Source organism: Pseudomonas oryzagri, assembly GCF_020831405.1.
GTDB lineage: Bacteria > Pseudomonadota > Gammaproteobacteria > Pseudomonadales > Pseudomonadaceae > Geopseudomonas > Geopseudomonas oryzagri.
Window position 1 is genome coordinate 1 of the sequence record NZ_JAJHPU010000018.1, and the last position, 23,196, is coordinate 23,196.

22 protein-coding genes are annotated in these 23,196 nt (G+C 66.1%); 12 read left to right on the forward strand and 10 right to left on the reverse strand.

Features of this window, described 5'->3' with window-relative positions; translation table 11 throughout:
* Window positions 1-235: 235 nt before the first annotated feature.
* Window positions 236-1,138, reverse strand: coding sequence for a D-hexose-6-phosphate mutarotase (locus LMJ29_RS06905; protein ID WP_377656167.1), 903 nt, complete (start codon window positions 1,136-1,138; stop codon window positions 236-238).
* A gap of 432 nt (window positions 1,139-1,570) precedes the next feature.
* On the opposite strand from LMJ29_RS06905, the gene LMJ29_RS06910 reads away from it, so the two are divergent.
* The gene (locus LMJ29_RS06910) at window positions 1,571-2,284 is read left to right on the forward strand and encodes a carbonic anhydrase (protein WP_377656170.1); all 714 of its coding nucleotides are present in this window, start codon (window positions 1,571-1,573) and stop codon (window positions 2,282-2,284) included.
* 47 nt (window positions 2,285-2,331) lie between these two features.
* On the opposite strand, the gene LMJ29_RS06915 is transcribed toward LMJ29_RS06910, so the two are convergent.
* Window positions 2,332-2,973, reverse strand: coding sequence for a hypothetical protein (locus LMJ29_RS06915; RefSeq protein WP_229604785.1), 642 nt, complete (start codon window positions 2,971-2,973; stop codon window positions 2,332-2,334).
* 301 nt (window positions 2,974-3,274) lie between these two features.
* Here LMJ29_RS06915 and coxB point away from each other — a divergent pair, with 301 nt between their 5' ends.
* From coxB to LMJ29_RS06960, 9 genes are all read left to right on the forward strand, one after another.
* Entirely contained in the window at window positions 3,275-4,399 is a 1,125-nt protein-coding gene (gene coxB, locus LMJ29_RS06920; RefSeq protein WP_229604786.1) for a cytochrome c oxidase subunit II, read from the forward strand.
* 12 nt (window positions 4,400-4,411) lie between these two features.
* A complete protein-coding gene (gene ctaD, locus LMJ29_RS06925; protein WP_229604787.1) occupies window positions 4,412-6,028 on the forward strand; it encodes a cytochrome c oxidase subunit I in 1,617 nt (538 codons plus the stop codon).
* A 25-nt stretch (window positions 6,029-6,053) separates the two neighbouring features.
* Window positions 6,054-6,602 (forward strand): cytochrome c oxidase assembly protein, encoded by a 549-nt coding sequence (locus LMJ29_RS06930; protein WP_229604788.1) that lies wholly within the window; start codon window positions 6,054-6,056, stop codon window positions 6,600-6,602.
* A gap of 12 nt (window positions 6,603-6,614) precedes the next feature.
* Entirely contained in the window at window positions 6,615-7,502 is an 888-nt protein-coding gene (locus LMJ29_RS06935) for a cytochrome c oxidase subunit 3 (RefSeq protein WP_229604789.1), read from the forward strand.
* Window positions 7,503-7,512: 10 nt separating this feature from the next.
* The gene (locus LMJ29_RS06940) at window positions 7,513-8,277 is read left to right on the forward strand and encodes an SURF1 family protein (RefSeq protein WP_229604790.1); all 765 of its coding nucleotides are present in this window, start codon (window positions 7,513-7,515) and stop codon (window positions 8,275-8,277) included.
* Window positions 8,255-8,842, forward strand: a complete 588-nt coding sequence (locus LMJ29_RS06945; RefSeq protein ID WP_229604791.1) for a hypothetical protein — start codon at window positions 8,255-8,257, stop codon at window positions 8,840-8,842. Before LMJ29_RS06940 ends, LMJ29_RS06945 begins: the two co-directional genes overlap by 23 nt.
* Window positions 8,843-8,998: 156 nt before the next feature.
* A complete protein-coding gene (locus tag LMJ29_RS06950; RefSeq protein WP_229604792.1) occupies window positions 8,999-10,051 on the forward strand; it encodes a COX15/CtaA family protein in 1,053 nt (350 codons plus the stop codon).
* A gap of 43 nt (window positions 10,052-10,094) precedes the next feature.
* Complete coding sequence (cyoE, locus tag LMJ29_RS06955) at window positions 10,095-11,000, forward strand: heme o synthase (protein ID WP_229604793.1); 906 nt, start codon at window positions 10,095-10,097, stop codon at window positions 10,998-11,000.
* Window positions 10,997-11,629 carry an SCO family protein gene (locus tag LMJ29_RS06960; RefSeq protein WP_229604794.1) on the forward strand — a complete coding sequence of 211 codons (633 nt, stop codon included), beginning with the start codon at window positions 10,997-10,999 and terminating at the stop codon, window positions 11,627-11,629. Before cyoE ends, LMJ29_RS06960 begins: the two co-directional genes overlap by 4 nt.
* A gap of 95 nt (window positions 11,630-11,724) precedes the next feature.
* On the opposite strand, the gene LMJ29_RS06965 is transcribed toward LMJ29_RS06960, so the two are convergent.
* The 8 genes from LMJ29_RS06965 to LMJ29_RS07000 all read right to left on the reverse strand — a co-directional run bounded on the left by LMJ29_RS06965 (window position 11,725) and on the right by LMJ29_RS07000 (window position 20,761).
* On the reverse strand, window positions 11,725-12,570 hold the full coding sequence (locus LMJ29_RS06965) for an ABC transporter permease subunit (RefSeq protein ID WP_229604795.1): 846 nt from the start codon (window positions 12,568-12,570) through the stop codon (window positions 11,725-11,727).
* Between the two features lie 73 nt (window positions 12,571-12,643).
* On the reverse strand, window positions 12,644-13,525 hold the full coding sequence (locus tag LMJ29_RS06970) for an ABC transporter permease subunit (RefSeq protein WP_229604965.1): 882 nt from the start codon (window positions 13,523-13,525) through the stop codon (window positions 12,644-12,646).
* A gap of 17 nt (window positions 13,526-13,542) precedes the next feature.
* The gene (locus LMJ29_RS06975; RefSeq protein WP_229604796.1) at window positions 13,543-14,694 is read right to left on the reverse strand and encodes an ABC transporter ATP-binding protein; all 1,152 of its coding nucleotides are present in this window, start codon (window positions 14,692-14,694) and stop codon (window positions 13,543-13,545) included.
* A 55-nt stretch (window positions 14,695-14,749) separates the two neighbouring features.
* A complete protein-coding gene (locus LMJ29_RS06980) occupies window positions 14,750-15,844 on the reverse strand; it encodes a polyamine ABC transporter substrate-binding protein (protein ID WP_229604797.1) in 1,095 nt (364 codons plus the stop codon).
* Window positions 15,845-15,981: 137 nt separating this feature from the next.
* The gene (locus LMJ29_RS06985; RefSeq protein ID WP_229604798.1) at window positions 15,982-17,079 is read right to left on the reverse strand and encodes a polyamine ABC transporter substrate-binding protein; all 1,098 of its coding nucleotides are present in this window, start codon (window positions 17,077-17,079) and stop codon (window positions 15,982-15,984) included.
* Window positions 17,080-17,202: 123 nt separating this feature from the next.
* Window positions 17,203-18,561, reverse strand: a complete 1,359-nt coding sequence (locus tag LMJ29_RS06990; RefSeq protein WP_229604799.1) for an aspartate aminotransferase family protein — start codon at window positions 18,559-18,561, stop codon at window positions 17,203-17,205.
* Window positions 18,562-18,606: 45 nt separating this feature from the next.
* Window positions 18,607-19,962, reverse strand: a complete 1,356-nt coding sequence (locus LMJ29_RS06995) for a glutamine synthetase family protein (RefSeq protein ID WP_229604800.1) — start codon at window positions 19,960-19,962, stop codon at window positions 18,607-18,609.
* A gap of 46 nt (window positions 19,963-20,008) precedes the next feature.
* Window positions 20,009-20,761 carry a gamma-glutamyl-gamma-aminobutyrate hydrolase family protein gene (locus tag LMJ29_RS07000; protein WP_229604801.1) on the reverse strand — a complete coding sequence of 251 codons (753 nt, stop codon included), beginning with the start codon at window positions 20,759-20,761 and terminating at the stop codon, window positions 20,009-20,011.
* A 268-nt stretch (window positions 20,762-21,029) separates the two neighbouring features.
* Between LMJ29_RS07000 and LMJ29_RS07005 the strand changes: the two genes are divergently transcribed.
* Together LMJ29_RS07005 and LMJ29_RS07010 are read left to right on the forward strand one after the other, a co-directional pair.
* Window positions 21,030-22,406 carry a glutamine synthetase family protein gene (locus tag LMJ29_RS07005; protein ID WP_229604802.1) on the forward strand — a complete coding sequence of 459 codons (1,377 nt, stop codon included), beginning with the start codon at window positions 21,030-21,032 and terminating at the stop codon, window positions 22,404-22,406.
* 114 nt (window positions 22,407-22,520) lie between these two features.
* Window positions 22,521-23,153 (forward strand): TetR/AcrR family transcriptional regulator, encoded by a 633-nt coding sequence (locus tag LMJ29_RS07010; protein ID WP_229604803.1) that lies wholly within the window; start codon window positions 22,521-22,523, stop codon window positions 23,151-23,153.
* Window positions 23,154-23,196 lie beyond the last annotated feature (43 nt).

The following is a 23,196-nucleotide window of genomic DNA, read 5'->3' on the forward strand; positions in this document are numbered from 1 at the left end:
AGTGTGGGGCTTCCCCATGTGAGAGTAGGTCATCGTCAAGCACCTATACCGAACCCCCGATCAGCATTGCTGGTCGGGGGTTCGTCTTTGCGGGCCGGAAAAGCCTGGCTGCCTGGGGGGTGGTCAGGGTTATCCTTGCGGGCGGCCGGTCTGCCACAGAAAATGACTCGCGGCAGACGTATCGTCGCTGCAGGGGAGAATGAATTTGCTCCTGCAGCACAATACAGCCCACTGCTCAGCGTCGGGTCTCGCTCCACAGGCACAGATCCAGACTATGCGTCGCCCCTGGAGCTAGCTGCACGCAGTCGTCCCAGACGTTGGCGGTTTCAATGCATAGCATGCGCTGCCAGGCGTCTGCGGCGAATTGCGACAGCCGTTGCGCCTTGTCGATCCATGGATTCCACAGCACTGCGGTATGTGCGCTGTGACTCTCCAGACACAGCGTGCGCTGCCAGCCGCCGTCGTGCAGTTCCAGACGCGCAGGCAGGCCGAGGTAGATACGGTCGGTTTCGCCGGCGAAGCGCAGAACGCCCTCCTGGCGGCATTCTGACCAGCCGTCGAGAGTCTCGATATACCGGCACTTCTCAAGGCCGCAGACTTCAACCGCGCGGATATCGCTGACTGCAAAGTAGCTGTGCAGGGCCTGACTGATCCATACGGGGCGCGGGCCGCGGTTGTGGCTACGCAAATCGAGATGCAGACGTTCGCCGAGGCGGATCTCCAGTTCCACATCGACAGCCTGAGGCCAGTCGGGAAGACCTTCTTCGCTCTGCGGGCAGACGAACAGCAGGCGCACCTCATCATTTACCACTTCGTGTTGTCGGCACTCCCAAGCCAGGCTCCGCACCAGACCATGGAAAGGCGCCGCCTCGCCCCGGTACTGAGCGAGCAGGGCCGCCGGATTGCGGGCCAGATCGCCGAACCACGGCCAGCACACCGGCACGCCACCGCGTACCGACTGGCCGCGAATACCGCGTGCCTGGTCGCTGAGCCAGATCAGCGGCGGTTCGCCGGTGCGCTGGTAACTGAGGATCTGGGCGCCTTGTTCGGCGACCAGCAGGTCGGCATCGGCGGTCAGTACCCGCCAGCAAGGCAGGTCACCAAAGAGCTCTCGGCGGATCTGAGTCACAGCGGCCATCCTGAGTGGCAGGGAAAGTCGGCATTATTCCTCCAGACCACGGCCGATGCCATGCCAGCCGTCTACCCTGAAATCCAGATGCCTACTCGGGAAGGAGGCATACGCACGTGGATGGTAGGGGCATTCCTCCTTGGGGCTGGCCGCGCTGCCGCTCGGGGGCTTCTTGGCACCCTGTACGCCGCGATGCCCGGCCTGCAGCGGCGTCCGCAGCCGCTACTCCTTCGGTTGATATCGCTGCTTGCTGCGCTGGGACGGCGCACCTGTCTCCGGGGAGGCGCTATGCAGCGAATGAAACCTCGGAAACAGATTGCGTTACAAAGTCCGAGTGGCAAAGTGTGACTTTGCCGCGCCTGCCGTTGTCGGTTAGAACATCCCCCTTGAAGCTCCGCCGGCGCAGACCGGACGGACGCGCAACAGTTCGGAGAGCCAATCGTGAATGAGTCCCTGCAAGAGAAGAACTACCCGTCCATTGGCGATGAAGCGCTGAGCAGTATCGTTGATGGTTTCAAGCGTTTCCGCCGCGATGTGTTTCCCGCTCAGGAAGAGCTGTTCAAGAAGCTGGCCACCGCGCAGAACCCGCGGGCCATGTTCATCACCTGCGCCGATTCGCGCATCGTTCCCGAGCTGATCACCCAGAGCTCGCCGGGCGACCTGTTCGTCACCCGCAACGTCGGCAACGTGGTGCCACCCTACGGCCAGATGAATGGGGGCGTGTCCACCGCCATCGAGTATGCGGTAGTAGCGCTGGGCGTTCGCCACATCATCGTCTGCGGCCATTCCGATTGCGGCGCCATGAAGGCAGTGCTCAACCCGCAATCGTTGGAAAGCATGCCGACGGTGAAGGGCTGGCTGCGCCACGCCGAGGTGGCGCGCACGGTGGTCGAACAGAACTTCGCCCGCTGCGATTGCGGCCAGGAACACCTCGAGCTGCTCACCGAGGAGAACGTGGTGGCCCAGCTCAATCACCTGTTGACCCATCCGTCGGTGGCTGCGCGGGTGGCCAGTGGTCAGCTGTTCATACACGGCTGGGTGTACAACATCGAAACCAGCGAGATCATTGGCTACGACGCGGAAAGCGGTCGTTTCCTGCCGCTCGACGGCGAGGAGCTGCCGATGGCCACTCCGCGCTCGCGCTTCAATTCCTGAGAGTACCCGGCCGCAGCCTGTGCTGCGGCTTCCGGGGTCCTGAGCGCTCAGGAGGAGAGCTGCAGCTCGATGCCCAGCCGCCGCGACAGACACGGCCATTGCCGCCAGGCGGCGAGCAGCCGCGGATTGGACAGCTTGACACGGTAGTTGTCGGCCGACTCGGCGGTGAAGATCCGCGGGTCCAGCAGGGTCTCGCTGGCATGATGGACCGCGGCATCCAGCTGGTTGGCGAAATCCTCGCCGATCAGGTGATGGGCCACCAGGTTGGCCACCGTGGTGTCCAGTGGGATCAGCGGTTGGCCGAAGTGGGCGATATAGCGGTCGTTGACCTCCTCCACAAGGCGATGGGCCAGATAGGCCTCGTCCAGCAGCGCCTCCAGCCCTTCCTGGTGCTCCACCAACTGCGGAGGATGGAGAAAGAACTCCTCGGCCAAGCGCAGCACCGGCTTGATCTGCGCGTCGATGCCGGCCTCGACGGCCACACTGGCAGCCGCTTCAACCAGAGCCGGGACTTCGTCGACGTACGCCTGGACGAAGCGCAACAGGGTTTGCGGCGCGCCGCTGTCGGGCAGCCGGATGGCGCGGTGCAGTCCCTCCACTCGCTCGGCGAGTCCGGCTGCCAGGGTTCCGTTATCGGTTTCGTGTTGCAGAGCCAAGTCGATGCGCTCGCGCAGCGCGGCGATATTCATGGGGGGCAGGCCTCCGCTGGGCTTTGAGAATAAGTTGCAACATAGTTGCAAATAGCCACGGCTGCCACTTGACCTGTGGCAAGTTCCTCGGAAGCGTTTCTTCTTTTCATTGTGATGGCTATCACAGTTCGGTGGCGAAATTGCCGCGTCGCCACGCCTGTCTATACTCAGCTCGTCTGGTGTGCACTGTACGAATCCCTGCGGCACCCCGGCGACAGGGGGGAGCGTGTGGCCGCGACTGCACAGCCCTAGCCGCAGACAGTTGGCGGCAATGACAAGAACGAGCAGAAGGGGACCAGGGATGTTGCGACTGCCGCAATTCTGGCTGGGAGCCATACTGACGCTGACCGCACTGACGGCCCGCGCCGACTGGACCGTCAACATGGGATCGGGGGCCACCGCGGTCAGCCGCTCCGTGTTCGACCTGCACATGACCATCTTTTGGATCTGCGTGGTCATCGGCGTTGTGGTGTTCGGTGCGATGTTCTGGTCGATGCTCATGCATCGGCGCAGCCAGGGTCAGCAACCGGCGCAGTTTCACGAACATACCTGGGTCGAGATCCTCTGGACCATCGTGCCCTTCGTCATCCTGGTGCTGATGGCGATACCGGCCACCCGTACCCTTATCGAAATCTACGACAACAGCGAACCCGACCTCGACGTGCAGGTCACCGCCTACCAGTGGAAGTGGCACTACAAATATCTGGGCGAGGACGTCGAGTTCTTCAGCAACCTCGCTACCCCGCGCGCGCAGATCGACAACCAGGAAGCCAAGACCGAGCACTACCTGCTCGAGGTGGACCAGCCCCTGGTGGTTCCGGTCGGCGCCAAGGTGCGCTTCCTGATCACTGCCGCCGACGTGATTCATTCCTGGTGGGTGCCCGCGCTGGCGGTGAAAAGGGATGCCATTCCCGGCTTCGTCAACGAGGCCTGGACACGCATCGAGCAACCGGGCCTGTACCGCGGCCAATGCACCGAGCTGTGCGGTAAGGATCACGGCTTCATGCCCATCGTTGTCGAGGCCAAGAGTCCCACCGACTACGCTGCCTGGCTGGCCGAACGCAAGGCCGAGGCGCTCAAGGCCAAGGAACTGACCGGCAAGGAGTGGACCCTCGACGAGCTGATGGCGCATGGCGAAAAGGCCTACCAGACCAACTGCGCGGCCTGCCACCAGCCCACCGGCGAAGGCCTGCCGCCTATGTTCCCGGCGCTCAAGGGCTCGAAGATCGCCACCGGTCCGAAGGAAGGTCACATGCACATCGTGTTCCACGGCAAGCCCGGCACCGCCATGCCTGCCTTCGGCAAGCAGCTGTCCGAGACCGACCTCGCCGCGATCATCACCTACGAGCGCAACGCCTGGGGCAACAAGACCGGGGACATGGTCACGCCGCAGGACATCGTGGCGTTCAAGAATTCCGCCAAGTAAGGAGAGGCCGCGATGAGTGCAGCGATCGACTCCCATGAGGGGCACGGCCACACAGAACACGGCCATCACGGACCGGCCAAGGGCCTGATGCGCTGGGTGCTGACCACCAACCACAAGGACATCGGCACGATGTACCTGGTGTTCAGCTTCGCCATGTTCCTGTTCGGCGGCAGCATGGCCATGGTGATCCGCGCCGAGCTGTTCCAGCCGGGTCTGCAGATCGTCCAGCCGGAATTCTTCAACCAGATGACCACCATGCACGGCCTGATCATGGTGTTCGGCGCGGTGATGCCGGCCTTCGTCGGCCTGGCCAACTGGATGATCCCGCTGATGATCGGCGCGCCGGACATGGCCCTGCCGCGGATGAACAACTTCAGCTTCTGGTTGCTGCCGGCGGCCTTCAGCCTGCTCGCCAGCACCCTTTTCATGGAGGGCGGCGGACCCAACTTCGGCTGGACCTTCTACGCGCCGCTGTCCACCACCTACGCCCCGCAGAGCGTCACCTTCTTCATCTTCGCCATTCACCTGATGGGCATCAGCTCGATCATGGGCGCGATCAATGTGATCGCCACCGTGCTCAACCTGCGCGCCCCCGGCATGACGCTGATGCAGATGCCGCTGTTCGTGTGGACCTGGCTGATCACCGCCTTCCTGCTGATCGCGGTGATGCCGGTGCTGGCCGGCTGCGTGACCATGATGCTGATGGACATCCACTTCGGCACCAGCTTCTTCAGCGCGGCCGGTGGCGGCGACCCGGTGCTGTTCCAGCACGTGTTCTGGTTCTTCGGCCACCCCGAGGTATACATCATGATCCTGCCGGCCTTCGGCGCGGTCAGCTCGATCATCCCCACCTTCAGCCGCAAGCAACTGTTCGGTTACACCTCGATGGTCTACGCCATCGGCGCCATCGCCTTCCTGTCGTTCATCGTCTGGGCCCACCACATGTTCGTGGTCGGCATCCCGGTGGTCGGCGAGCTGTTCTTCATGTACGCCACCATGCTGATCGCCGTGCCCACCGGGGTGAAGGTGTTCAACTGGGTGAGCACCATGTGGCGCGGCTCGCTGTCCTTCGAGGCCCCGATGCTGTTCGCCGTGGCTTTCGTCATCCTGTTCACCATTGGCGGCTTCTCCGGGTTGATGCTGGCCATCGCTCCGGCCGACTTCCAGTATCACGACACCTACTTCGTGGTCGCCCACTTCCACTACGTGCTGGTGCCGGGGGCGATCTTCGGCATCTTCGCCTCCACCTACTATTGGCTGCCCAAATGGACCGGGCACATGTACGACGAGAGCCTGGCCAGGCTGCACTTCTGGCTGAGCTTCATCGGCATGAACCTGGCCTTCTTCCCCATGCACTTCGTCGGTCTGGCCGGCATGCCGCGGCGCATCCCCGACTACAACCTGATGTTCGCCAACTTCAACATGGTTTCCAGTATCGGCGCCTTCCTGTTCGGCGCCACCCAGCTGCTGTTCCTGTTCATCGTCATCAAGTGCGTGCGCGGCGGGCCGAAGGCGGCGGACAAGCCATGGGACGGTGCCCATGGCCTGGAATGGACGGTGCCTTCGCCGGCGCCCTACCACACCTTCCAGACCCCGCCGGAGCTGGACGAGCGCAGCCGCCTGCACTGATTCCGAGCCGCGCGAGGAGCCCGTGATGAGCGACAACACCGACACGAGCCGCCTGGTGCGCCGCCTGCTGCTGGTGGCGGTGGCGATGTTCGGCTTCGGCTTCGCCCTGGTGCCGCTGTACGACGTCATGTGCCAGGCCTTCGGCATCAACGGCAAGACTGCCGGTGCCTGGCAGGGCCGCCAGGCGGTGGACGCGGGCCGCGCGGTGCGCGTGCAGTTCCTCGCCACCAACGCCGCCGGTATGACCTGGGAATTCGCCCCCCAGCAGGACGAGCTGGTCGTGCATCCCGGCGCGGTCAACCAGATGCTGTTCGTCGCCCACAACCCGACGCAGCAGCCGATGACCGCCCAGGCCGTCCCCAGCGTGGCACCGTCCAAGGCGGCCGCCTTCTTTCATAAGACCGAGTGTTTCTGCTTCACCCAGCAGGTGCTGCAGCCGGGCGAGCGTATCGAGATGCCGGTGCGCTTCATCGTCGACCGCGACCTGCCGGCCGACGTGCAGCACCTGACCCTGGGTTACACGCTGTTCGACATCACCGCCCGCCAGCCAGCAGTGGCGCGCAACGGCGGCTAAGGAGAACGACACATGGCAACGCACGAGCAGTACTACGTTCCCGAGCAGAGCAAGTGGCCGATCATCGCGACCCTCGGGCTGCTGGTGACGGTGATCGGCCTGGGCACCTGGTTCAACGACCTCAAGGCCGCGCGCACCGGCTCCGTGGGCCCGCTGATCTTCATCGTCGGCGCCTTGCTGCTGGCCTACATGCTGTTCGGCTGGTTCGGCAACGTCATCCGCGAGAGCCGCAGCGGCCTGTACAGCGGTCAGATGGATCGCTCGTTCCGCTGGGGCATGTGCTGGTTCATCTTCTCCGAAGTGATGTTCTTCGCCGCCTTCTTCGGCGCGCTGTTCTACCTGCGGCTGTTCGCCGGCCCCTGGCTGGATGGCGTCGGCGAGAAGGGCGCCAGTGCCATGTTGTGGCCGAATTTCCAGTTCCACTGGCCATTGCTGAACAACCCGGACCCGCAGAGCTATCCGGCGCCGCAGGGGATCATCGACCCCTGGCACCTGCCGCTGATCAACACCGTGCTGCTGGTGTCCTCCAGCTTCACCCTGACCTTCGCCCACCACGCCCTGCGGCACGATCGCCGCGGTGCGCTCAAGGCCTGGCTGGCGCTGACCGTGCTGCTCGGCGTGGCCTTCCTGGTGTTGCAGGCCGAGGAGTACGTGCACGCCTATACCGAGCTGGATCTGACCCTCGCCTCCGGCGTGTATGGCGCGACCTTCTTCATGCTCACCGGCTTCCACGGCGCCCACGTGACCATAGGCGCGCTGATGCTCACGGTAATGCTGATCCGCATCCTGCGTGGCCATTTCGCCCCGGAACATCACTTCGGCTTCGAGGCGGCCAGCTGGTACTGGCACTTCGTCGACGTGGTCTGGGTCTGCCTGTTCATCTTCGTCTACGTGCTGTGATGGCGCCGCCATGCTCGGAGTTGCCGGCATTAACCGGCTGAGGCGCACGCCGCGGTTCCGCCCGGGTGTGCTGCCGAGTCTGCTGGTCGCGGCCCTGTTGCCGCTGCTGCTCAGTCTGGGTGGATGGCAGCTGCAGCGTGCCGAGGAGAAGCGCGCGCTACTCGGCGAGCAGGCCACCCAGGCCCGCGCGCCGGTGCTGGTGCTGGCCGAACTGGTGGCGTTGGGCGAGCCCGGCTTTCGCCGCGTGCGCCTGATCGGGACGTTCGACGCCGCGCACAGTCTGCTGCTGGACAACCGCCAGCGCGGCGGACGGGTCGGCGTCGAGCTGCTGCAACCGTTCCTCGATCGCCCCAGCGGTCGTTGGGTGCTGGTCAACCGCGGCTGGCTGCCCTGGCCGGATCGGCGTCGGCCGCCGGAGTTCGCCACGCCGGCCGGCGAACTCAGCGTCCTAGCCACCGTATACCGGCCGCCCGGCGAGGCATTTTTGCTCGGCGGCGGCGCGGCGGAGGCGGGCTGGCCGCGGCTGGTCAACGCCGTGGACGCGCCGGCGCTGTGGGACGAACTGGGCCGCGACGGCCTGCCCGGCGAGCTGCGTCTGCAGCCGGGGCCGGCAAGCTACGTCGGCGACTGGCCGGCGGTGAACATGGGCCCGGAGCGGCATTTGGGCTACGCCGTGCAGTGGTTCGCCCTGGCGGCCACGCTGCTCGGGCTGTATCTGTGGTTGGGCGTGAAACAGGCACGGGAGGTGCGCGATGGCTACCGCTCTGACGCTTGAACGGGGAGCGCCGCGGCGCGGCCGCGGCCGCTGGCAGCTGCTCGGCCTGCTTGCCGTGGTGCTCGGCCCCATGCTGCTGGCCAGCGCCATGTATCGCTGGCAGTTCTGGGTGCCGCAGGGGCGCAGCTACCACGGCGAACTGATCGCCACGGGCCAGACCCCGGCCGATCTCGGCGTGGCCGGCCACTGGGGCGTAACGGTGGGCGACGAGGCGGCGTCCTGGCAACTGCTGGTCACCAGCGCCGACGACTGTGCCGCCGAGTGCCGCCGGCTGGTCTACCTGGCGCGGCAGATCCACATCGGCCTGGGGCGCGAGGCCGACCGTGCCGGCCATGCGCTGGCCCAGGGCGCGCCGCTGGCCGCGGATTACGACGCCGAGCTGCGCGCCGGTGACCCGAAGCTGCGCCGCCTCATTCTCGATGCCGACCGCTATCCGGAGCAGGGCGCACAGCTGTGGATCGTCGATCCGCACGGCAACCTGGTGCTGCGCTACGACGCCGGCAGCGACGGCAAACAGATTCTCGAAGACCTGCGCCATCTGCTGAAGATCTCGCAGATCGGCTGAGCAGGCCGGCGCGCCGGGCAGCTTTGCCCACGCCTGCTAGAGTCAAGACAAGGCCCGAGCGGCGGGGGAGCGTCGGGCGGGCAATGGAGAGGACGCCGAGTCGCGTTCGCCATCCGCCTTTGTCGGCTGTGCAGCAATCCTGGGGGAGACACTGCCATGGCTTTCTCACCAAGACCGGGCTTCCGGCTGGCGCTGGCCGCCACCCTGCTGGCGCTGCTAGTGGTGATGCTCGGCGCCTACACCCGTCTGACCCATGCCGGCCTCGGTTGCCCCGACTGGCCCGGTTGCTACGGCTTCATGGGCGTTCCGCAGAGTTCCGAGCAGCTCGCCCACGCCGAGCGCCACTTCCCCGACGCGCCGGTAGAGGCGGAGAAGGGCTGGAACGAGATGGTCCACCGCTACTTCGCCGGCAGCCTGGGCCTGCTGATCGCCCTGCTGGCGCTGCTGGCCGTCCGTCACCGCGGCCTGCCGGGCCAGCCGCTGAAGCTGCCGCTGCTGCTGTTGGCGCTGGTGCTTCTGCAGGCGGCCTTCGGCATGTGGACGGTAACCCTCAAGCTGTGGCCGCAGGTGGTCAGTGCCCATCTGCTCGGTGGCTTCGCCACCCTTGCCCTGCTGTGCCTGCTCAGCCTGCGCCTGTCCGGCGCGGTGCCGACGTGGGCCGGCGGCTCGGTGCGGCTGCGCGGTCTGGCGGCGCTGGGACTGCTGGCGCTGGTCGGGCAGATCGCGCTCGGCGGCTGGGTGAGCAGCAATTATGCGGCCATGGCCTGTACCGACCTGCCGACCTGCCACGGCCAGTGGTGGCCGGCCACCGACTTCGCCAATGGCTTCCATCTCGCCCAGCAGATCGGCCCCAACTACCTCGGCGGCCAGCTCGACAGCGCGGCGCGTACCGCCATCCACCTCAGCCATCGTCTCGGCGCACTCCTGGTTGCCCTGCTGCTGCTGACCCTGGCTTGGCGCCTGTGGCGCGGCGGCCTGCCGCGCCTGGCCGGCCTGCTGCTGCTGGCGCTGACCCTGCAAGTCAGCCTCGGCATCGCCAATGTGCTGCTGCATCTGCCGCTGCCAGTGGCGGTGGCGCACAACCTCGGGGGCGCTGCGCTGCTGCTGGTACTGGTGGCGATCAACTACCGCCTGCGCCCGGCGCCGGCGCCGGTGAGCGTCGGCCTGCGCCTGGTGGTGCGCGGCAACTGCGACCTGCCACGGCTGTGAGCGGGCGCCGGCAAGGAACAACGACAACAAGGGGATGAAGGCCATGACCACACTGGTACACGAGCGCCAGACCCGGGCCGGCTGGCACGACTATCTGGAGCTGACTAAACCCAAGGTGGTGGTGCTGATGCTGATCACCTCGCTGGTCGGCATGCTGCTGGCCAGCGACGGCTGGGTGCCGTGGAGCGTGCTGCTGCTGGGCAACCTCGGCATCGCCCTGTGCGCCGGCGCGGCGGCGGCGGTCAATCATGTGGTCGACCGGCGCATCGACGCCTTGATGGCGCGCACCCGCCTGCGCCCGCTGGTCGCCGGTCGGGTCTCGCCGCGCGCGGCGCTGCTGTTCGCCTTTGTCCTGGCGCTGGCCGGTCAGGCGCTGTTGCTGGCCGCCACCAACCCGCTGACCGCCTGGCTGACCCTGGCCTCGCTGGTCGGCTACGCGGTGATCTACACCGGCTTTCTCAAGCGCGCAACGCCGCAGAACATCGTCATCGGCGGCATAGCGGGGGCGGCGCCGCCGATGCTCGGCTGGACCGCAGTGACCGGCCACCTGGACGCCGAGGCGCTGCTGCTGGTGCTGATCATCTTCGCCTGGACCCCGCCGCACTTCTGGGCGCTGGCCATCCACCGCAAGGACGACTACACCAAGGCGGAGATCCCCATGCTGCCGGTGACCCACGGCGAGCGCTACACCAAGCTGCACATCCTGCTCTACACGCTGATCCTGTTCGCCGTCAGCCTGCTGCCCTTCGTCATCCACATGAGCGGACCGCTGTACCTGGCCGGCGCCGTGCTGCTCGGCGCGCGCTTCCTCGACTGGGCCTGGGCGTTGTACCGTGACAGCCGACCGCAGGCTGCGCTGAGGACCTTCAAGTACTCTATTACCTACCTGTTCGCCCTGTTCATCGTCCTGCTCGCCGATCACTACTTCGCCCTGAACCTGAGTCCATGACCCGCATCCACAAGACCGTTCTGCTCCTCGTCGCCGCCATCGCCGTGTTACTCGGCCTCACCGTCAGCAAGGTGCTCAACGGCCCGCAGCAGGCCGACCCGGTAGCGCTGGCCGACGCCGGTATCATCCTCCTGCCGCAGAGCCGCGCCCTGCCGGCGCTCAGCCTCACCGACGAGAACGGCCGGCCGCAGGCGGTCGACCAGCTCAAGGGGCGCTGGACGCTGCTGTTCTTCGGCTACACCTTCTGCCCGGATATCTGTCCGACCACCCTGGCCGAGCTGCGCCAGGTGCGTAGCCAGCTGCCGCCGGAGGCGCTCGCCCGCCTGCAGGTGACCATGGTCAGCGTCGACCCGGCACGCGACACACCCGCGCAGCTCAAGCAGTACCTCGGCTACTACAACGCCGGCTACAGCGGGCTGACCGGCGAACTGGCGGACATCCAGACGCTGGCCAACGCGGTGAGCATCCCCTTCATTCCCGGCGACACCCGCCAGGAGCACTACACCGTCGACCACAGCGGCAACCTGGCGTTGATCGGTCCCGACGGTCGCCAGCGCGGCTTCCTTCGCGCCCCGCTGAACCCGGCCAAGCTGGCGGCGCAGCTGCCGCAGGTGCTCAAGCAGGAGTGAGGGGCGGGTCCCGCCGAAGCCGGATTGTCGGCTAGAAACGACAAGGGCCACCCCGCGGGGTGGCCCTTGTGCATGCTGGCCGGGGAAAACGCCGCTCAGGCGCCCTTCACCGTTTCCTCCATGGCCTGCTGGATGGCGCGCTTGCGGTGCTCCTCGGCGCGCCGGCTGAAGTACCAGGCGCAGAAGGTGAACAGCGACACCACCAGCAGGATCAGGCTGGCCACCGCGTTGATCTCCGGCTTCACGCCCAAGCGCACGGCGGAGAAGATCTCCATCGGCAGGGTGGTGGAGCCGGGGCCGGAGACGAAGCTGGCCAGCACCAGGTCGTCCAGCGACAGCGCGAACGACATCATCGCACCGGCCGCCAGCGAGGGCGCGATCATCGGGATGGTGATCAGGAAGAACACCTTCCACGGCCGCGCGCCCAGATCCATGGCCGCCTCCTCGATGGACAGGTCCAGCTCGCGCAGGCGCGCCGACACTACGATCGCCACATAGGCGGTGCAGAAGGTGGTGTGGGCGATCCAGATGGTCATCAGACCGCGCTCGGCCGGCCAGCCGATCAGCTGACCCATGGCCACGAACAGCAGCAGCAGCGACAGACCGGTGATCACCTCGGGCATCACCAGCGGCGCGGTGACCATGCCGCCGAACAGCGTACGTCCGCGAAAACGCGGAATGCGGGTGAGCACCAGCGCGGCCAGGGTGCCCAGCGCGGTGGCGGCGATCGCGGTATAGCAGGCGATCTCCAGCGAGCGGCCCACGGCATTCATCAGCTGGGCGTTGTCGAGCAGGCCGAAGTACCAGTGCATCGACCAGCCACCCCACACGGTGACCAGGCGCGAGGCGTTGAACGAGTAGATCACCAGGATCAGCATCGGCAGGTAGATGAACGCCATGCCGGCGATCAGCATGAAGCTCGAGAAGCTGAAGCGCTTCATGGCGTGACCTCCAGTGCCTTCGCCCGGTCGCGGGTGATCGAGGAAGAGGCCGGGCCCCAGCCAAACGATTTGTTCATAGCTTGCCCTCCAGCTCCTTCGCCTGGTTGCGGTTGAACAGAATGATCGGCACCAGCAGGATCGCCAGCATCACCACCGCCAGCGCGGCGGCCACCGGCCAGTCGCGGTTGTTGAAGAATTCCTGCCACAGCACCTTGCCGATCATCAGCGTCTCCGGGCCGCCGAGCAGCTCGGGGATGACGAACTCGCCGACCACCGGGATGAACACCAGCATGCAGCCGGCGATGATGCCGTTCTTCGACAGCGGCACGGTGATCTTCCAGAAGCTGGTCAGGTGGTGCGCGCCGAGGTCGGCGGCCGCCTCCAGCAGGCTGGGGTCGTGCTTGACCAGGTTGGCGTACAGCGGCAGCACCATGAACGGCAGGTAGGCGTAGACGATGCCGATGTACACGGCGAGGTCGGTGTTGAGGATCTGCAGCGGCTCGTCGATCAGGCCCAGGCTCTGCAGCAGGGCGTTGAGCAGGCCGTTGTTGCTGAGGATGCCCATCCAGGCGTACACGCGGATGAGGATCGCGGTCCAGGTCGGCATCATCACCAGCAGCAGCCATACCGTCTGCATTTCCTTGCTGGCGCGGCTGATGGCGTAGGCCATCGGGTAGCCGATCAGCAGGCACAGCAGGGTGCTGAGGGTGGCGATCTTCAGCGAGCCGAGATAGGCGGCGAGGTACAGCTCGTCCTCGCTGAGGAACACGTAGTTGCCCAGGTTGAGCAGCACGGTGAGCTGGTTGTCGACCCAGGTGACGATCTCGGTGTACGGCGGGATGGCCACGTCGACTTCGGCGAAGCTGATCTTCAGCACGATGACGAAGGGCAGCAGGAAGAACAGCAGCAGCCAGAAGAACGGAACACCGATGACGCAGTGGCGGCCGGAGGGCAGCAGGCGCTTGAGGGCATTCATGATTGCAGAACCACTCCGCTGTCGTCGATCCAGGATACGTACACGGGATCGTTCCAGGTCGGCCGTTTCACGTGGCGCTCGGAGTTGGCCATGAACGCCTGCACCACCATGCCCGAGGGCAGCGCGACGTGGTACACCGAGTGGCCGCCGAGGTAGGCGATGTCCTGTACCTTGCCGGTCGACCAGTTGTAGTCGGCGTGCTCCAGCTCGGGCTTGTCCATGCTGAGCAGCAGCTTCTCCGGGCGCAGGGCGTAGCTGACGTGCTTCTCCTCGGCGCGGGTGGAGATGCCATGGCCGACGTAGATCGGCCGCTCCAGTTGCGGGCAGGCGATCATCGCGTGATCGGGCAGATCCTCGACCAGCTCACCCTCGAACAGGTTGACGTTGCCGATGAACTCGCAGACCAGGCGGTTGGCCGGGGTCTCGTAGATGTCCATCGGCGTGCCGACCTGGGCGATCCAGCCCTGGTGCATGATGGCGATGCGCCCGGCCATGGTCATGGCCTCTTCCTGATCGTGGGTGACCATCATGCAGGTCACGCCGACCCGCTCGATGATCTCCACCAGCTCCAGCTGCATCTGCGAGCGCAGCTTCTTGTCCAGCGCGCCCATCGGCTCGTCGAGCAGCAGCAGCTTGGGACGCTTGGCCAGCGAGCGGGCCAGCGCCACGCGCTGGCGCTGACCGCCGGACAGCTGGTGCGGCTTGCGCTGGGCGTACTGGGTCATCTGCACCAGCTTGAGCATCTCGGCGACGCGCGTGGCGATCTCGTCCTTGGGCAGGCCGTCCTGCTTGAGGCCGAAGGCGATGTTCTGTTCCACGCTCATGTGCGGGAACAGCGCGTAGGACTGGAACATCATGTTGATCGGCCGCTCGTAGGGCGGCAGGTCGGTGATGTCCTGGCCATCCAGGAAGATGCGCCCCTCGGTCGGCCGCTCGAAGCCGGCGAGCATGCGCAGCAGGGTGGACTTGCCGCAACCGGAGCCGCCGAGCAGGGCGAAGATCTCGCCCTTGTGGATGGACAGCGACACGTCGTCCACCGCGATCATCTCGTCGAACTTCTTGGTCACCCTGTCGATCTTGACCAGCACTTCCTTGGCTTGCGGGACGCCGGTCAGGGCTTTGGGGTTGGCACTGGCGGTTGTTGCCATTTACTGCTCCCTGAGCTGAATGTTTCGGCCGCAGGGCCGGGTCGGTTGAATGGGCTCATTGGCCGGACTTGATGCGCGTCCAGCTACGGGTCATGAGGCGCTGCACATTAGCGGGCAATTCGGCAGAAACGAAGAGGCGATTGAGAACTTCTTGCGGCGGATAGACCGAACTGTTGCCACGCACCTCCGGATCCATCAGCGCGTCCGCCTTGGGATTGGGGTTGGCGTAGCCGACGCTGTCGCTGACCCCGGCGATCACCGCAGGCTCCAGCAGGTAATTGATGAAGCGGTGCGCCTCGCGCACGTTGCCGGCGTCGGCCGGGATGGCCAGCATGTCAAACCACAGGTTGGCCCCCTCCTTGGGAATGCTGTAGGCGATCTCGAAGCCCTTGCCGGCCTCCTCGGCGCGGTCGGCCGCCTGCAGCACGTCGCCGGAATAGCCGGCGGCCACGCAGATGTCGCCGTTGGCCAGGTCGGCGATGTACTTGGAGGAGTGGAAGTAGGTGACGTAGGGACGGATGGCCAGCAGGCGGGCCTCGGCCTTGGCGTAGTCCTCGGGATTCTGACTGTTGGGGTCGAGGCCCAGGTAGTTGAGCATCGCCGGGATCATCTCGTCGGCCGAGTCGAGGAAGGCCACCCCGCAGGCGGACAGCTTCTTGACGTTCTCCGGCTCGAACAGCACCGCCCAGGAGTCGATGCGCTCGATGCCGAGGATCGCCTTGATCTTGGTGACGTTGTAGCCGATGCCGTTGGTGCCCCACAGGTAGGGCACGGCGTACTGGTTGCCCGGATCGTTGCGCTCGAGCTGCTTCATCAGCTGCGGATCGAGGTTCTTCCAGTTGGGCAGCTGGCTGCGGTCGAGCTTCTGGAACACGCCGGCGCGGATCTGCCGGCCGAGGAAGTGGTTGGACGGCACCACCACGTCGTAGCCGCTGTGGCCGGCGAGCAGCTTGCCCTCGAGGGTTTCGTTGGAGTCGAAGACGTCGTACTGCGGGGCGATGCCGGTTTCGTCCTCGAACTGGCGCAGGGTGTTCTCGCCGATGTAGTCGGACCAGTTGTAGATATGCACGCGCGGAGCGGCCACGGCCGACGCGGCGAGCAGCGCACCCAGGGCAAGGGCGCACAGGCTGGGGAGCAGCGAAGTCTGCATCGCGGGATCCTCGTGTTGTTGTTCTTTTGTCAGCACCGCAGGCGCGAGGGCGTCGGTAGAGGTGAACGGCAGACAGCGCAGGTGGGTGGCTGGGATCCGGGCCGCCGGCGGAGCCGGCGACCCGGGGTTGCGCGGTGTTACTTGCCCGACTTGATCTTGGTCCAGATGCGGGTCATTTCACGCTGCACCTTGGCCGGCAGGTCGGCGATGGCGTACAGCTTGGACATGGTCTCGCTGCTCGGGTAGACGCCCGGGTCGTTGCGGATCTCCTCGTTCACCAGCGGGGTGGCGGCGGCGTTGCCGTTGGGGAACTGCACCTCGTTGGTGATCTCGGCCATGATTTCCGGCTTCATCAGGAAGTTGATGAAGGCGTGGGCGCCGGCCGGGTTCTTGGCGTCGGCGGGGATGGCCACCATGTCGAAGAAGGTGCCGGCACCTTCCTTCGGAATGTTGTAGGAGACCTTGACCTTGCCGCCGGCTTCCTCGGCGCGCGACTTGGCCTGGTAGACGTCACCCGAGTAGCCCACCGCCACGCAGATGTTGCCGTTGGCCAGGTCGGAGATGTACTTGGAGGAGTGGAAGTAGGTCACGTAGGGACGGATCTTGAGGAACAGCGCCTCGGCTTCCTTGAGCTGCTTGGAGTCCTGGGTATCGGTCGGGTAGCCCAGGTAGTGCAGGGCGATCGGCAGGATCTCGGTCGGCGAGTCGAGGAAGCTGACGCCGCAGCCCTTGAGCTTCTCGATGTTCTCCGGCTTGAACAGCAGGTCCCAGGAGTTGACCGGGGCGTTGTCGCCGAGGGCGGCCTTGACCTTCTCCGGGTTGTAGCCGATGCCGATCGAGCCCCACATGTAGGGGATGGCGTACTGGTTGCCCGGGTCGCTGACCGACACGGCCTTCAGCAGGTCCTTGTTGAGGTTGTCCCAGTTGGACAGCTTGGACTTGTCCAGCGGCTGGTAGACCTTGGCCTTGATCTGCTTGGCGAGGAAGTTGTTCGACGGCACCACGATGTCGTAGCCCGAGTTGCCGGCCAGCATCTTGGCTTCCAGGGTCTCGTTGCTGTCGTAGACGTCGTAGACGACCTTGATGCCCGATTCCTTCTCGAACTTGGCCAGGGTGTCCTGGGCGATGTAGTCGGACCAGTTGTAGACGTGCAGCACCTTGTCGTCGGCCTGGGCTGCGCCCGCCACGGTGGTGGCGAGGGCTGCCGCGAGAAGGGTCTTGGCGAATGCTTTCATGTGAGTGTGCTTCCTGTTCGTTGCTGTTGGGTTCCTGAAGCGCCGTCGCCTTCCGCACCGCCGGGGGCCTGGGCAACGTGACGCCAAGTCTGGCAAGGACTGCGGCGGCGCTCAACGCCCGACTTAGCCAAGAACTTCGCTGGCGGTCGCATCCAGGCACTTTCGCGCCAGGGTGATCAGCTCGTCGATCTGCTCCCTGGTGATCACCAGCGGCGGCGAGATGATCATGGTGTCGCCGACCGCTCGCATGATCAGGCCGTTGCGGAAGCAGTGCTCGCGGCAGCGCATGCCGATGCCGCCCTCGAAACGGGCACGGGTCTTCTTGTCCTTGACCAGCTCCAGTGCACCGAGCATCCCCAGGCCACGGGCCTCGCCCACCAGCGGGTGGTCGGCGAGTTCCTGCCAGCGTTTCTGCAAATAGGGTGCCGTGTCCTGCTTGACCCGTTCGACGATCTTTTCGTCGCGCAGGATACGAATGTTTTCCAACGCCACGGCGGCCGCCACCGGATGCCCGGAGTAGGTGTAGCCGTGGTAGAACTCGCCGCCTTCGGCGAGGGTCTGCGCCACGTGGTCGCGGACGATCACCCCGCCCATCGGGATATAGCCGCTGGTCAGGCCCTTGGCGATCGGCATCAGGTCCGGCTCCAGGCCGTAGTACTGGCTGCCGAACCACTCGCCGGTGCGGCCGAAGCCGCAGATCACCTCGTCGGCGATGAACAGGATCTGGTACTTGGCGAGGATCTGCCGCACCCGCGGCCAGTAGCTTTCCGGCGGGATGATCACTCCGCCGGCGCCCTGGATCGGCTCGGCGATGAAGGCGGCGACATTCTCCTCGCCGACCTCGAGGATCTTCTGCTCCAGCTGGTCGGCGGCCCACTCGCCGAACGCCTGCGGGTCCATCGCGCCGCTCTCGCCGTACCAGTACGGCTGCGGAATATGGGTGATGCCGGGGATCGGCAGATCGCCCTGCTCGTGCATGGCCTTCATGCCGCCGAGGCTGGCGCCGGCCACGGTGGAGCCGTGGTAGCCGTTGATGCGGCCGATGATCACCTTCTTCGCAGGCATCCCCTTGATCGCCCAGTAGTGGCGCACCAGGCGCAGCACGGTGTCGTTGGATTCCGAGCCCGAGCCGGTGAAGAACACGTGCTGCATGCCTTGCGGGGCGATCTCGGCGATCGCCTTGGCCAGCTCCAGCGCCGGCGGGTGGGCGGTCTGGAAGAACAGGTTGTAGTACGGCAGTTCGAGCATCTGCCGATGGGCGACATCGGCCAGCTCGCGGCGGCCGTAGCCGACGTTGACGCACCACAGGCCGGCCATGCCGTCGAGGATCTTGTGTCCCTCGCTGTCCCACAGGTAGACGCCGTCGGCCCGGGTGACGATGCGGGTGCCCTTGGCGGCGAGCTGCTTGTAGTCGCTGAACGGTGCCAGCAGGTGCTCGCGGCTGAGGGCCTGCCACTCGGTGGTGGTGCGTTGCTGCGTCATTGTTGTCGTTCTCCGCGCTAGGAAGTGGGGGGCGGGTGGCTGCCCTCAAACCGAAAGCAGCAGGAATTCGCGCTCCCAGGAGCTGATCACCCGCTTGAAGTTCTCGTTCTCGACCCGCTTGACCGCCACGTAGCCGCGGCAGAAGCGCCGGCCCAGGTAGCGTTCGAGCAGCTTGGACTGCTCCATGGCCTCCAGCGCCGCCTCCAGGGTCAGCGGCAGGCGCAGGTTGCGCCGCTGATAGGCGCGGCCCTTGACCTGCGGGGTCGGGTGCAGGCCCTCGATCATGCCGATGTAGCCGCACAGCAGGCTGGCGGCGATGGCCAGGTAGGGGTTGGCGTCGGCGCCCGGCAGGCGGTTTTCCACCCGGCGGTTCTGTGGGTCGGCGTCGGGTACGCGCAGGCCGACGGTGCGGTTCTCCTCGCCCCACTCGACGTTGACCGGCGCCGAGGTGTCCGGCAGGAAGCGGCGGAACGAATTGACGTTGGGGGCGAACAGCGGCAGCGCCTCGGGGATCAGCCGCTGCAGGCCGGCGACATGGTTGAGGAACAGCTCGCTCATGCTGCCGTCCTCGCTGGAGAACACGTTGCGGCCGCTGGCGTCGAGCACGCTCTGGTGCAGGTGCATGGCGCTGCCCGGCTCGCCGGTCATCGGCTTGGCCATGAAGGTGGCGGTGACGCCGTGCTTGAACGCCGCCTCGCGCAGGGTGCGCTTGAACACGAAGATCTGGTCGGCCAGCTGCAGCGCGTCGCCATGGCGGAAGTTGATCTCCATCTGCGCGGAGCCTTCCTCGTGGATCAGGGTGTCCAGATCCAGGCCCTGCGCCTCGCACCAGGCGTACATGTCCTCGAACAGGGCGTCGAACTCGTTGGCGGCGTCGATGGAGAACGACTGCCGGCCGGTCTCCTGGCGTCCGGAGCGGCCTACCGGCGGCTGCAGCGGATAGTCGGGATCGTCGCAGCGCTTGGTCAGGTAGAACTCCATTTCCGGTGCCACGATCGGCTTCCAGCCGCGGTCGGCGTACAGCTTGAGCACCTGCTTGAGGACGTTGCGCGGTGCGAGGTCGGTGGGGTTGCCGACCTTGTCGTAGCTGTCGTGGATCACCAGGGCGGTCGGCTCGGCGGCCCATGGTATCGGGAACACCGCGTTCTCGTCCGGGCGGCAGAACATGTCGATGTCGGCCGGGTCGAGCAGTTCGTAGTAGATCTCGTCGTCGACGTAGTCGCCGGTGACGCTCTGCAGCAGCACGCTCTCGGGCAGGCGCATGCCGCGCTCGGCGAGGAACTTGCTGGTCGGCGCGATCTTGCCGCGGGCGATGCCGTTGAGGTCGGTGACCAGACACTCCACTTCGGTGATGCGGTTTTCCTTCAGCCAGTTGCTCAGCCGGTCCAGCTTGGTAGCCATAACGACCTCGGGTTTTGCCTGTCGGTGGGAATCCTTACAGGATGGCTCAGTGCCGAGCCGCCCGCTCGCGGCAGGCATCGCCGAAGGCCCGGAAGATCGCCAGGTAGGCCGGATGCTCGGTCACCCGCCACTCCGGGTGGAACTGTACGCCGAGCGCGAAGCTCTTCGCCCCCTCTACGGAGAACGCCTCGATCAGCCCGTCCGGCGCCAGCCCCTCGACGCGCAGGCCGGCCCCCAGGCGCTCGACGCCCTGGCCGTGCACCGAGTTGATCTCGAACTGCGGCGCCAGGCCAAGCTCCTCGAGCAGCCCGCCGGGCTGCACCAGCAGCGGGTGGCGCAGGCCGTACTGGACCTCGAGCGGCGCCGCGTGGTCCTCGCGGTGGTCCATGAACGGCCCGGCCTCGTGCACGCGCTGGTGCAGGCTGCCGCCGAAGGCCACGTTCATTTCCTGGAAACCGCGGCAGATACCCAGCAGCGGCACCCCGGCGTCCACCGCGGCGCGGATCAGCGGCAGGGTCAGGCCGTCGCGGGCCGGGTCGTGAGGGGTGCCGGGCGCGCTGCCCGGGCCCTGGTAGTGGTGCGGCTCGACGTTGGATGGCGAGCCGGTGAGCAGCAGGCCGTCGAGACGCGCGAGGAGGCTGGCGAGGTCGATCAGTTCGGGAATGGCCGGGATCGCCAGCGGCAGGCCGCCGGCGGCGACGGCGACGGCGCGCAGGTACTTGTCGCCGACGATATGGAAGGGATGCAGGCCGATCTCTTTACTGCAGGCGGTGACGCCGATCAGGGGCTGGAGAGGCATGGGGCACCGGGATGTCGCAATGATAGGACTCGATTCGAGAGTAGTCGCGTTCATTTTTTTTGACAACACCTAGATGATTGCCTGAACGGCGCCGACGAAAGGCTCTGGTCCGGGCCTGTCCGGGGCGCCGGAAAGGCCCCTTCCAAGGTCTTCGAGTGCAAACATTGAGCAACATCCGGGGCTGTTGACAAAGCTAGGCCTTTAAGATTGACTCAGACCTGTATAGGTACCTGATTGAAATTTTTAACAATAGATAAGGTGTCCCATCATGTCACCCGCTACGAGTGCCGTTCCGCTCAGCGAAGCGAACGAGTTCCTTGCGGAACATCCGGAGGTCCAGTTCGTGGACCTTCTCATCTCGGACATGAACGGGGTGGTGCGCGGCAAGCGTATCGACCGTAGCAGTCTGCAAAAGGTTTACGAAAAGGGGATCAACCTTCCGGCTTCGCTCTTCGCCCTGGACATCACCGGCTCGACCGTGGAAAGCACCGGTCTGGGCCTCGACATCGGCGACGCCGATCGGGTCTGCAAGCCGATTCCCGGCACCCTTAGCATGGAGCCCTGGCAGCGCCGACCGACCGCGCAGCTGCTGATGTCGATGTACGAACACGAAGGCCAGCCGTTCTTCGCCGACCCGCGCGAAGTGCTGCGCCGGGTGGTGCAGCGGTTCACCGACATGGGCCTGACGGTGTGCGCCGCCTTCGAGCTGGAGTTCTACCTGATCGACCAGGAGAACGTGAACGGCCGCCCGCAGCCGCCGCGCTCGCCGATCTCCGGCAAGCGCCCGCAGGCGGTGCAGGTCTACTCCATCGACGACCTCGACGAATACGCCGACTGCCTGCGCGACATCATCGACGGCGCACACATCCAGGACATCCCCGCCGACGCCATCGTCAAGGAAAGCGCCCCGGCGCAGTTCGAGGTCAACCTCAACCACGTCGCCGATCCGATGAAGGCCTGCGACTACGCGGTGCTGCTCAAGCGTCTGATCAAGAACACCGCCTACGACCACGAGATGGACTCGACCTTCATGGCCAAGCCCTATCCGGGCCAGGCCGGCAACGGGCTGCACGTGCACATCTCGCTGCTCGACAAGGACGGCAACAACATCTTCGCCGCCGAGGACCCGCTGACCAACGATGCCCTGCGCCATGCCATCGGCGGCGTACTGGAAACCCTGCCGGCGTCGATGGCCTTCCTCTGCCCCAACGTCAACTCCTACCGCCGCTTCGGTTCGCAGTTCTACGTGCCCAACGCGCCGTCCTGGGGCGTGGACAACCGCACCGTGGCCCTGCGCGTGCCGACCGGCAACCCCGACGCGCTGCGTATCGAACAGCGTGTCGCCGGCGCCGACGCCAACCCCTACCTGCTGATGGCTTCCCTGCTGGCCGGCGTGCACCACGGGCTGACCCACCTGATCGAGCCGGGCGAGCCGATCGAGGGCAACTCCTACGAGCAGCTCGAGCAGAGCCTGCCCAACAACCTGCGCGACGCCCTGCGCGAGCTGGACGACAGCGAAGTGCTGAACAAGTACATCAGCCCGGAATACATCGACATCTTCGTCGCCTGCAAGGAAGCCGAGCTGGAGGAATTCGAGACCACCATCTCCGACCTCGAGTACAACTGGTACCTGCATACCGTCTGAAGCAGACCCGGCGCCGGCCTCGCGCCGGCGCCGTTTTTCGGCGCCGCGGCGCGCAGCGGCTTGTCGCTGCGGGGCGAGCTGGCATCCAATAGCCGCTCGCCGCCGGAGACCTTCATGCCCGTCACCCCCACCCCCCGCAAGCCGCGCGCCAGCAGCCAGGCGCGCATCGCCGCCATCCTCGCCGCGGCCCGTGCCCTGCTCGCCGACCACGGCACCGCCGGCCTGTCGATCTACGCCGTGGCGGAGCGCGCCGGGATGCCGCCGTCCTCGGTCTACCACTTCTTTCCCAGCGTGCCGGCCCTGCTGCAGGCGCTGACCGCCGAGGTCCACGCCGCCTTCCGCGCCTGCCTGGACGCCCCGGTGGAGCATGCCGCGCTGCGCCAGTGGCGCGATCTGTCGCGGATCGTCGAGGAGCGCATGCTGGCGGTCTACGCCGCCGACGCCGCGGCGCGCCAGCTGATTCTCGCCAACCACGGCCTCGCCGAGCTGACCCTCGCCGACCGCCAGCACGACCTGCAGCTGGGCAAGGCCCTGCGCGCGCTGTTCGAGCGCCACTTCCACCTGCCGCCGTTGCCCGACGACATCGAGGTGTTCAGCCTGGCCATGGAGCTGGGCGACCGGGTCTACGCCCTCTCGGTGCAGCGCCACGGCCACATCGAGGCGCGCCTGGCCGAGGAGGGCATGCGCGTGTTCGACGCCTATCTGGGGCTCTACCTGCCGCCCTGGCTGCCCAAGCGCGCAGGGTAGGCGCAGCCGCCGACGATAGGGTGGCCCACCGTAAACGGATTTT